Source organism: Vibrio anguillarum, from assembly GCF_003390515.1.
In the GTDB taxonomy this organism is placed as follows: domain Bacteria; phylum Pseudomonadota; class Gammaproteobacteria; order Enterobacterales; family Vibrionaceae; genus Vibrio; species Vibrio anguillarum.
The window spans coordinates 3,071,618-3,081,405 of record NZ_CP031479.1 but is presented as its reverse complement, the minus strand read 5'-3'; the positions used below and the strand labels follow the sequence as shown (position 1 = coordinate 3,081,405).

The following is a 9,788-nucleotide window of genomic DNA, read 5'->3' as shown; positions in this document are numbered from 1 at the left end:
AGCGTTATGCATTTTTTAGGAAAAGAGGAACTATGGTTGTTGAAGTCAGGCGAGCAGAGCCATCAGATGCTAAAGCGATAAAAGGAGTTTATGAGTGCCCAAATGCGTACACTGGCACATTACAACTTCCGCTTCCATCCTCCGATATGTGGGAAAAACGTTTTCAGACTATTCCAGATCATGTTTATGCATATGTGGCACTAGTGGACGGTGAAATAGTAGGTAATTTGGGCTTTGAGCTATGTACTAATCCGAGACGACGTCACGTAGGTACATTCGGTATGGGCGTTAAAGACGATGCTCAAGGTTTAGGTGTTGGTAGTGCTTTACTGAAAACGGTTATCGATTTAGCGGATAACTGGCTGAATTTGAAACGAATCGAATTGACGGTCTATGTGGACAACGAACGAGCGATCAATTTGTATAAGAAGTTCGGTTTTGAAATTGAAGGTGAGTCGAAAGCTTATGCGTTCAGAAATGGTAGCTACGTTGACGTTTACCATATGGCTCGCGTTGTGGCACATGCATAACAAACGCTTCAAGAGGGACAGCCAACGCGTGGTATTTTTACTATGCGTTGGTTTTGGTGATTACGGTGTTATGCGGTAAGTTGGTAGTAGCGTTGTCTGCCCCWWAARYKGGSSKWATRWKYTKWYYWCYRMWAYYCKSSASWTTSRCTAAARYKKTTTYYWWGYTWGMSSYATMRRWKRTWWKRARTKSMCCMCCYKWWGMWKKYYGWYTWSAWSMSTYAKYTTKRMWAAAACYGSSWKYTWWAMSYKKMTKTKAGAATGCTGTATATTCAGGACCATAATCAGTAAATTCCCAGCCAAAAACTGAAGAGAAAAATGATTTTGTTGCCTCTAAATTTTTTGCTGCAAACTCGACATAATTCAGCTTTTCATTCGGATTCATTTCACGACTCCATTGTTAAATTTCCATATAGCGTATAACGCCCGGTTAAGGGGCAGACAACGCCACTACCAAGCTTCCGCATAACATCGTAACCACAAAAACCAACGCATAATAAAAATGCCACGCGTTGGCTGTCCCTCTTGAACCGTTTGTTATGCTTAAACTTCAAACACTTAGGTTTAAGCAACCATTAGAATAACTCAGACTTTCAAACCAACCCAAGCACCAAAACTCGTTAACCTGATCGAAACCATGATTCGAATAAAAACCACGTTAAATTTACTACGATCAAAAGAACAAAATGCCCTTTCAACGAAAATCTGATCAACCAGACTCATAGCAAACTGGCGTGAAACTCAAATGAGGCAATAGCACTGAATCAACAGCGCCAGCAAAATTGCCTTTTCATTAGGCAACGTAAAACAATAGCAAATTGCCGATGCGCTTTTGGCCGATAAGCCGAGGAGCCAAATTACTCAAAGCTACTTTGAAAAAAAGAAACTCAACACAAACCGGCTCAAAACTAAAATGAGGCAACCGCTCGACATTCTCAGCATCAATTCATTTCAAACAGCGACAGCTTTTAATCATTTGCCGACAAACAAGATCGATGGCTGAAGGAACAGAGAAAAGGCCACAACCGATTGATTTTGTGAGATTAAGCATAACGCCGCATTAAGGGGTGAACAACGCCTCCACCCAACCTAAAGCATTATGCCATAAACACTAAATTTGAAGTAGAACCAAAACTGCCAAGCGTTGAGAATCCCTCTTAAATGCTTTGTTATATGTTTAATCCTTCAGTCCACTTGGTGAAGTTTTTGCGTGTTTGGAATACACAACTGTCAAAAGAATTAGCCTGAACCTCGGCGAAATCTGGCGGAAAACCAGTCTGATAACGGAAGGAGCCACCAGTTCTCAGAACCTCTTCCCACGTTCTGATGCTACGAATTCCAGTTTGAAAACCACTTGTTGCTTGCACTAGCTCTATTGGTTTTTGATATAACCAAGCACTTAAACTTGGAAACGCGTTAAATACAGATTTGGGAACTACAAGCAAATGCGGTTCCCCCTGCATAGGATGACCAGGCTTAAACCCCCACGCTCTTTCCAAAAAAGCTTCGATAGGGAACAAATCATCGCTGGTTGTAACTTCCGAGTAAAACAAGCCACTGTAATGATCAGTAATCATATAATGGACAACATGTGTTTTTGTATAACTTGATGATTTACCAATAACAGCTTTAAACGGAGTAGATTGGCGCTTAAACTTACCTTGCTTCGTTACATAGAAATGCTTAGAGACTGTAACAACCAGTTGATGAACATGATTTGAATAATCCGAACGATATCTTACTTGCACAGTGACTCCTGCTTTCGCTGATAAACATATAACGCCCGCTTAAGGGGCTGACAACGCTACTACTAACTTTCTGCATAACACCGTAACCACAAAAACCAACGCATAGTAAAAATGCCACGCGTTGGCTGTCCCTCTTGAAGCGTTTGTTATGTAACAATATTTTCCATCATGTATATGTGATCAGCATACATTTGACCACCAATTCCATAAGCATCAGGAATAACACTATGTAATGTGAATCCACTTTTGATTAGCACTTTTTCCGAACCTAGATTACCTTCAGTAACCACAGCGGAAAAACTGTTTAGGCAAAACTGTTTTCGGGAATATTCGACTAAAGCTCGTAATGATTCTGTTCCATAACCTCGACCGTGGAAACTAGGTAAAAACATAAAACCAACTTCAGCAGTGCCATTCTGGATGCAATAGCCCGTTATACCCACTTTGATACCCGTTTCTAATTCCGAAACAACCAAACAGTACCAATGACTAGAATCTGGTGTCCATGGTTCAAGCCTAGAACGAAATTTAGACTGAATTTCCAGCAAAGTCGGTTCATCAAAGCAAAGTGAAATGACCTCTGGATCGGTATGAAGTGTGTGAAATAGAGACCAATCATCTTCTGATATCAGAGACATCACTAAACGATCTGAAAATATTTTTCCCACTGAACCTTCCTTGTTACATAACGCCCGGCTAAGGGAAAATTGAAATTCAGTGTTTATAGTGTGTTTTTTGAGTTCGGTGGTGCGTTGTCAACCCCTTAGCCGGGCGTTAGTTGCTTTGGAGAAGAAGTTTGAGTATCAATGAAATAGTGGCTTTGATTAAAGATATTGTATTAGGGTTATGTGCTCTAGGTACTTTTTCGTTAGCTATTTATGGTTTAAAAAGTTGGGCTCGTGAGCTCAAAGGGAAGGCTGATTTTGAGGTGTCTAGGCAGCTAATTCGTGCTGTATATAAGTTTCGGGATGAAATGGAATATTCTAGGTCCCCTATGACTTTAGCTCATGAGTTTCCTTCAGACTATGATCCAATGAATAAAGCTTCAGAATATCAGGCGAAATCTTGGTCATATGTATTCTCAAACAGATGGAAGCCCGTTATTGACGCAGTTCAGGAACTAGAAGCTCAAGGTTTAGAAGCTGAAGCTTTATGGGGAAACGAAGTAAAGCAGCTAATAGAGAACCTCCGGAAAAATGCTCGTTTACTACGTGTTGGAATGCAGGCTATTGTTGACAATGAAATGCATGGTCATGAAAATTTCAAGTGCAATCCAGAATTAGCAGTACAAATGAGAAATCGTGTATGGAAACCAACTCTTGACGACGGAGACGAGATTACAGATTCAATTAGTTCTGCCGTAAAAGAATTAGAGAATTATCTCCGCCCTCATTTGAAACGCAACTAACAAACGCTTTAAGACGGATTCGCAACGCTCGGCGGTTTTGGTTTGATTTGGCTTTTGCGTTTACGGTGTAATAATTAAGTGTCGTGTAGCGTTGCTCACCACTTAAGCGGGCGTTAGGCAAAATGAGTTTTTATCAGCTAAATCGAGTTGGAATTGAACGGTAAAAACTTGAAACAAACTAACCGATTAATTTATAAACCAAAATGCTAAATCAGCAAAGAAACAAAAAACTCAAATTGAGCGGTTTGGAAGAAAAGTGACGAGCGTAGCATGCTCGGCGGACGTTTGGATGCTGAAGGTTATTTTGCCGATGAATTCACAGCGAAAAGCAACCCAACGCAATCAAGAAACAACAAATATGTGATGACGATTTATTGCTTAAGTCCAGCAATGATGGTATTCACCGTTCAATTCAAACCCGATTTAGCTGATAAAAACTCATTTTGCCTAACGCCCGCTTAAGGGGCAGACAACGCTACTGCCAACTTACCGCATAACACCGTAATCACAAAAACCAACGCATAGTAAAAATACCACGCGTCGGCTGTCCCTCTTGAAGCGTTTGTTAGTTTCATTTCGCGCACATCCTAGTTTGGTAATCTGCCACTCTCGCTAATCTAGCTGTCTGCTCAGGATATTGATCCTGTAGAAAACACAATGCATCTGCTAACGTAATTTGATGTAAATTAACACTGTTCTCAAAAACTAATGACTCGATTTGAGCCCGAAAATCTTCATAGCGATCACTCATCCAGCACAAATTCCATATGTTTGAATCTAATTCATCGTCTGGGTCTTCTAGTGGGCTGACAGCCTGTATATTGAGATTACACAACATTGATTCATACTGGATATTTGAAAGCCTATCTTTACAACGAATTACCCAAGCCAATGTGATGAGGTTATGACCAAAAAATCCGGGCTGTTCAAGACAGGCGTTTAGAATATCGACCACACGATTCGGGGTTGATAACATCGGCTCACTTTGGTGTTCTTCACCTATAAAAGTAGATGTTACAAACTCTGTGAGTCGATTTAAAAATATTGGAATCGAGTCTGGTGATAACAACTTATAAACTTCATTCAAAGCGAGCAAAATGGTTACATTATGCGATAGATATTCACTGTGTCTCGATGCCCGTGAAACATAATGCTGAAATATATCCGTAAATCCTTTTTCGTCATGCCATTGAGACATTGCCTGATAAGATGCTGGGTATATTCCGCGCTCTAGAATCCTGTGTCGACGGACGCTGGAAAAATTTATTTGTTGAACTGTATCGGTGTAATTACATGAAATCTTTAATGCATCCTGTTCAATTAATCGACTGACTTGCACCAATAGTTTTTCTGAACAGTCCAAATATTCACAGAGAAACTTTGTTGATAAATATGCTTTTAGGGCATGCGGCTGATGGATAATCGCGCTGCTATACAGTGCTTGTTCTAATAAATGTTGAAATGTCATTTTTCCTCCATGAAACTAACGCCCGGTTAAGGGGCTGACAACGCAAAACACCGAACCTAAAATAGTAACCGTAATCACAAATGTTGATTTAAGCAAAAGCCGCCACGCGTTGGCAGTCCCTCTTTAACCGTTTGTTATAAGTAATTTACGGAATACTTTGTTTGAATGTAATCATTAGGAAACACTGTTGCTGAAGCTTCTCGCAACTGAATAGCTTTTTCCAATTTACCAAAAAGTGGAATACCTCCACCTAGGATCACAGGAACTCTTGTTATTGTGACTTCATTGATCAGTTGTTGATTTAAAAATGAGGTAATTGTAGAGCCACCATCAATATAAGCGTGCTTATAACCGTCTTGATCAAGTTTACGCACTAAATCAGATAGGCCTCCAGAGTACATTTCAACTTTACCTGAAAGGTTTTCAGGCGCTGCTTTAAGTGTATTACTCAAAACATAAATTTTTATATCACCATAAGGCCACTGTTCAGAGGTAAGATTAAAACTAGAGATCGTTTCCATACATTTTCGCCCCATGACCATACAATCAACCGAGCTTACATAATCAGCAAAGCCCATATCTGGATTTTCACTCATATCAGCACCTTGGTTGCCTGATACATGAAGCCAATNCCAAACCGCCATTTACATCTGCGATGTAACCGTCTGTACTGGCTGCAATAAACACTGAACACTTCATCTTTTAGTTCCTAGCTCCGAAACTGACAATTACTTATAACGCCGCATTAAGGGGCAGACAACGCCGCCACAGAATTAAAATAGACAACCGTAAACACAAATTTTCAAGTAAACCACAAATGCCACGCGTTGACTGTCCCTCTTAAATGCTTTGTTATGTGTTTTTACTCATATAATGCAAGGGTGCTTTGTAATTGTTCACTGAAATTGAATATATCATCCACAGTTTCGATCGGATGCCGAGTTTCATTCTTAGCTTCATCAAAGATACCAATATATTTCTGCTTAGTATTAAACCACAAACGGCATAGAGGCTTACGATTGTTATCATCTAGCAGAATTCCAAAATAGCTTTGAGTATCACGCGCACAAACTCTCTGTACTTCTACTTTTTGCCTAAGTATTGCTTTGACTATATTAAAACCTTCAATTTCTTCTTCTGTAGTAAGAATTTTAGATTTTTCTGAACTTTCATTTACGTCTTCAGCAGGAATAACTTGAGTTTCAATATTCGTTGATTCTTTGACGTCAGCGCCAATAGCTGATTTTAGACGGGCATTTATACTGTCATTGAGAAACTGCTTTAAAGCTTTAGTGGTAATGTCTAGAAATTGAGATTTAACTTTTGCAGTTTGAACACCGTCATAGACGCGAGAAGTAAAGAACTTCACAAAATCTTCTTCTGGGCTTTGGAACTGTTCACCTAGAACTTTTTTTATTTGGTTTAAATATTTTAATTCACCTGCTGCATCAACTACAGATTCAACATCAAAGGAGGATTTAGTTAATTTTTTTATTTCAGGGACAACATGCTCATCTAAATTTTCGAGATCTAATGTCAAAAATGGCTTTTCATCCATTTTATTAGGAGCATCCAAATCAGTGAAAAATTGATATTTTGAGCCATTAGTTAAAATGGCAATACGTGCATTTGTTACTGAGAAATATCGAAATAATTGGTTGGCATGCTTTGTTGATAATGGTTCACTATACTTCTTACATTCAATTAGAATTTGAACCACACCATCTTTGATCAACGCATAATCAACCTTTTCCCCCTTTTTAGTTCCAGTATCAGCCGTAAACTCAGGTATAACCTCGTTTGGATCGAATACGTCATAACCAAGGACTGAATGCAGAAAGGGCATAACTAAAGCATTTTTTGTTGCTTCTTCGGTAGCCAGATTAGCCGAAACTTGAGAAACTTTCTTCGAAAGAGCCTGAAGCCGTTCAATAAAATCCATAAAATACTCCATTACATGCATTGAAAAAAATTGATTATACCCAATAAAAGCTAATGGAAACGTCGTTCAGTTAAAAGTTTAAAGTCGAGAAACACATAACGCCCGCTTAAGTGGTGAGCAACGCAATGCGATATTTCTGCACACCACCGAAATCACTGAAGTTAACGCATGATGAAAGTGCCACGCGTTGCGAATCCGTCTTAAAGCGTTTGTTATAACGCATTTTCTACCGCACCTAACCAAGCAGGTACATTCTTTTGATACCAGTCTATATATGTTGCTGCTTCAGGTTTATTACGACTTATCAGTATGTTAACTACCTCAATAACTATCCAACACTTTGCAATAACCAAATGCTTCGTTAACTCATCCGATGTAAATGATGAATTGTGTTGGGTGTATCGCTCGATAATCGAAGCGTACTCATCAATAGAGCCCAAACCTTGTACTAAGGGAGCCAAATCAATTGCTGGGCTACCATAACCAAAACGCTCCCAGTCAAACAGCACCAATTCACCATTTTGTCTGATGCCCCAATTTCCATCATTTGTATCGCCCGAAATTAAGCATGAATGCTCAAATAGAACCTGAGACAAAGCTTGTATTGATACTATCGTACTTTGAGAAGAGCGAGGAAGGCTTAAGGCCTCAAGAGCTGACTCTGTTGAAATAGCTGACCAATGATGCTCTTTAGTACTAAAACAAGGTTTATATTTTGAACAATGAATACTAGCCAACTGCTCAAATACGTTCGAACTGGTTTGCAATTCCTTTAATGTCACTCGATTTGGAATAAGCTCAATAAAGAGATCCTTATTTTGTACCTTATAAAGTTTGGGAACATTCACGCCCTTGAGCTTTGAAGCTGCGTGTTGGTAAAAATTCACCTCTACATCAGAAGCATTTTGCTTATGGATACAAAGGGAACTACCAAATCCTTCAATAGAGACTCGTGCCGAGCCCATTTTAGATAGATCTTTTGTACTCATAACTCTCCCGCGTTATAACGCCCGGCTAAGTGAGCCGTTTGTTATGTGCGTTTTCCCAGCTTAACTCTTGATGCTGTCCTATTAGCTAAACGTAAACTTTTCAACTGCTCTTTCCGCATTGCTTCTTCATCTGGATAAACTTCAAATATCCAGTGCCTGAACCCAATACCGCAAAGTAGCCCACCCAAGCCTGCAATTACACCGCAAAGATAAGGAAAATATTTCCTATCTTTACTCACAATCTCAATTTTCCTATTTTCAATAGAAATACGGTCTTCTTTAACACTATCGGGCAAGTCATCTTGAGCTTCAATAATTGAAATTTTCTCAGCGGATTGGAAGACAATATCGTTGTATGTGTAAGTTTGGCTAAGTAAAAAATAAAGACTGAATACGAAAACAACGGCGCCAACAATTGCCATTAACTTATAAGGGTTGTCAGTTGGTACACTTAAAGATGAGTTCATATTCAATATCTCCTTTTATCGACAGCACATAACGCCCGCTTAAGGGGCAGCCAACGCTATTACCAACTTGCCGCATAACACCGTAACCACAAAAACCAACGCATAATAAAAATGCCGCGCGTTGGCTGTCCCTCTTGAAGCGTTTGTTATGTTTAAGCTTCAATAACTTACGTTTTACCTAAACCAAGATTAACTCGGTTTTGACTGACAAACAAAAGCCAAAACCCAGAAAACTGAAACGACTCATAGATTTGAAAAACAGACTTTGAATTTCGCCAGTTCAAGCCCAAAAATCTGTGTTCAAAACACTGATTGCGCCAACCGCCCTAACCTCGCGCTTACTCGAAAACTGATTGAGGCAATTCTCTGAATTTCCAGCGCCAAAGAATGAGTGTCCGGAAAACAGCGCCAAACGAAGCCAACTTGCCGACAAGCACAAAACCAACAAGCCGAGGGAGCAAAGAAAAGATACAACCAACTGATTTGACGTGATTAAACATAACGCCCAATTAAGGGGTGAGCAACGCTACCACCCAACCTAAAGCATTACACCGTAACCACTAAAAGTGAAGTAGAAGAAAAAATGCTAAGCGTTGGGAATCCCTCTTAAATTGTTTGTTAAATTATTTTTTATACCAATCGAACACTTCAGCGCTAGCCATTGTAATCCTTATAGCTAAGCCAATAATTAAGAAATATACATAAAGACTTTTGGCGTTTTTTTCAAAGGCTGTTTCTGCTTTATGGCTCTCATTTTCCGAAATATCATTTTTTAATTCAGCTGTACGTGCATCAATTGTTGAGGCATCTTCAGCTAGTTCCTTTAGTCCGATATCAAATGCTGGGCTATCTACACCATCAAGCGTAAAGTGTTTTTCCATAAATGCTTGCCCTTCTTCAAGGTTAGATATGCGGTCATTATAACTTGATACAAGTTTCTGCCTGAGAACTTTCTCGGCTTGCACCGCTTCATTAATTCGTGTGGTTGAAAGCGCGTTAATCAGTGCAAAAAAAGCCAATGACAGCCATATATAATCACCGGCTTTCCAGTACGATTTTGACCATTTCCCTGAGGTCTTATAGCCAAAAACATGTGCAGAAACCAGCAATAAAATAAATGTTAATACTAGTGGATGAAAAATAATGCTCATAATCTTCCTTGTAATTTAACGCCCGGCTAAGGGGTTGACAACGCACCGCCAGACTCAAAAAACACACCGTAAACACTGAACTTCAATT

The 9,788-nt window shown here is 39.5% G+C and carries 11 protein-coding genes and 1 pseudogene; 3 read left to right on the top strand and 9 right to left on the bottom strand.

The window, feature by feature from the left end; genetic code table 11:
* Positions 1 to 32 precede the first annotated feature (32 nt).
* Positions 33 to 530, top strand: coding sequence for a GNAT family N-acetyltransferase (locus DD616_RS16925; RefSeq protein ID WP_080608888.1), 498 nt, complete (start codon positions 33 to 35; stop codon positions 528 to 530).
* Between the two features lie 256 nt (positions 531 to 786).
* Here the strand turns inward: DD616_RS16925 and DD616_RS16920 are convergent.
* The 3 genes and pseudogenes from DD616_RS16920 to DD616_RS16900 form a co-directional block, all read right to left on the bottom strand.
* Positions 787 to 912 (bottom strand): annotated as a pseudogene (locus tag DD616_RS16920) (VOC family protein); the annotation flags it as partial.
* Between the two features lie 784 nt (positions 913 to 1,696).
* Positions 1,697 to 2,275 carry a hypothetical protein gene (locus DD616_RS16910; protein WP_199868342.1) on the bottom strand — a complete coding sequence of 193 codons (579 nt, stop codon included), beginning with the start codon at positions 2,273 to 2,275 and terminating at the stop codon, positions 1,697 to 1,699.
* Between the two features lie 146 nt (positions 2,276 to 2,421).
* Positions 2,422 to 2,913, bottom strand: a complete 492-nt coding sequence (locus DD616_RS16900; RefSeq protein WP_208872340.1) for a GNAT family N-acetyltransferase — start codon at positions 2,911 to 2,913, stop codon at positions 2,422 to 2,424.
* A 158-nt stretch (positions 2,914 to 3,071) separates the two neighbouring features.
* Between DD616_RS16900 and DD616_RS16895 the strand changes: the two genes are divergently transcribed.
* Positions 3,072 to 3,683: a hypothetical protein gene (locus DD616_RS16895; RefSeq protein WP_208871956.1), complete on the top strand. Its 612-nt coding sequence runs from the start codon at positions 3,072 to 3,074 to the stop codon at positions 3,681 to 3,683.
* 270 nt (positions 3,684 to 3,953) lie between these two features.
* Positions 3,954 to 4,145 carry a hypothetical protein gene (locus tag DD616_RS16890; protein ID WP_208872347.1) on the top strand — a complete coding sequence of 64 codons (192 nt, stop codon included), beginning with the start codon at positions 3,954 to 3,956 and terminating at the stop codon, positions 4,143 to 4,145.
* Between the two features lie 109 nt (positions 4,146 to 4,254).
* Here DD616_RS16890 and DD616_RS16880 read toward each other — a convergent pair whose 3' ends face one another.
* The 6 genes from DD616_RS16880 to DD616_RS16845 form a co-directional block, all read right to left on the bottom strand.
* Positions 4,255 to 5,151, bottom strand: a complete 897-nt coding sequence (locus DD616_RS16880; protein WP_208871954.1) for a hypothetical protein — start codon at positions 5,149 to 5,151, stop codon at positions 4,255 to 4,257.
* 134 nt (positions 5,152 to 5,285) lie between these two features.
* Entirely contained in the window at positions 5,286 to 5,747 is a 462-nt protein-coding gene (locus DD616_RS16875; protein WP_234826175.1) for a dihydrofolate reductase family protein, read from the bottom strand.
* Positions 5,748 to 6,013: 266 nt separating this feature from the next.
* Positions 6,014 to 7,093 (bottom strand): type I restriction endonuclease, encoded by a 1,080-nt coding sequence (locus DD616_RS16870; protein ID WP_017044853.1) that lies wholly within the window; start codon positions 7,091 to 7,093, stop codon positions 6,014 to 6,016.
* A gap of 212 nt (positions 7,094 to 7,305) precedes the next feature.
* Positions 7,306 to 8,082, bottom strand: a complete 777-nt coding sequence (locus DD616_RS16860; protein WP_047691679.1) for a phosphotransferase family protein — start codon at positions 8,080 to 8,082, stop codon at positions 7,306 to 7,308.
* A 41-nt stretch (positions 8,083 to 8,123) separates the two neighbouring features.
* On the bottom strand, positions 8,124 to 8,549 hold the full coding sequence (locus DD616_RS16855) for a hypothetical protein (RefSeq protein WP_208871953.1): 426 nt from the start codon (positions 8,547 to 8,549) through the stop codon (positions 8,124 to 8,126).
* A gap of 623 nt (positions 8,550 to 9,172) precedes the next feature.
* The gene (locus DD616_RS16845; protein WP_208871952.1) at positions 9,173 to 9,700 is read right to left on the bottom strand and encodes a hypothetical protein; all 528 of its coding nucleotides are present in this window, start codon (positions 9,698 to 9,700) and stop codon (positions 9,173 to 9,175) included.
* Between the last annotated feature and the right edge of the window lie 88 nt (positions 9,701 to 9,788).

What these genes read in the sequence shown, in the direction of transcription:
- DD616_RS16925 (WP_080608888.1), top strand. Translation starts at nt 33, where the DNA reads ATGGTTGTTGAAGTCAGGCGAGCAGAGCCATCAGATGCTAAAGCGATA.
- DD616_RS16900 (WP_208872340.1), bottom strand. Translation starts at nt 2,913, where the DNA reads ATGTCTCTGATATCAGAAGATGATTGGTCTCTATTTCACACACTTCAT.
- DD616_RS16890 (WP_208872347.1), top strand. Translation starts at nt 3,954, where the DNA reads ATGCTCGGCGGACGTTTGGATGCTGAAGGTTATTTTGCCGATGAATTC.
- DD616_RS16880 (WP_208871954.1), bottom strand. Translation starts at nt 5,151, where the DNA reads ATGACATTTCAACATTTATTAGAACAAGCACTGTATAGCAGCGCGATT.
- DD616_RS16875 (WP_234826175.1), bottom strand. Translation starts at nt 5,747, where the DNA reads ATGAGTGAAAATCCAGATATGGGCTTTGCTGATTATGTAAGCTCGGTT.
- DD616_RS16870 (WP_017044853.1), bottom strand. Translation starts at nt 7,093, where the DNA reads ATGGATTTTATTGAACGGCTTCAGGCTCTTTCGAAGAAAGTTTCTCAA.
- DD616_RS16860 (WP_047691679.1), bottom strand. Translation starts at nt 8,082, where the DNA reads ATGAGTACAAAAGATCTATCTAAAATGGGCTCGGCACGAGTCTCTATT.
- DD616_RS16855 (WP_208871953.1), bottom strand. Translation starts at nt 8,549, where the DNA reads ATGAACTCATCTTTAAGTGTACCAACTGACAACCCTTATAAGTTAATG.
- DD616_RS16845 (WP_208871952.1), bottom strand. Translation starts at nt 9,700, where the DNA reads ATGAGCATTATTTTTCATCCACTAGTATTAACATTTATTTTATTGCTG.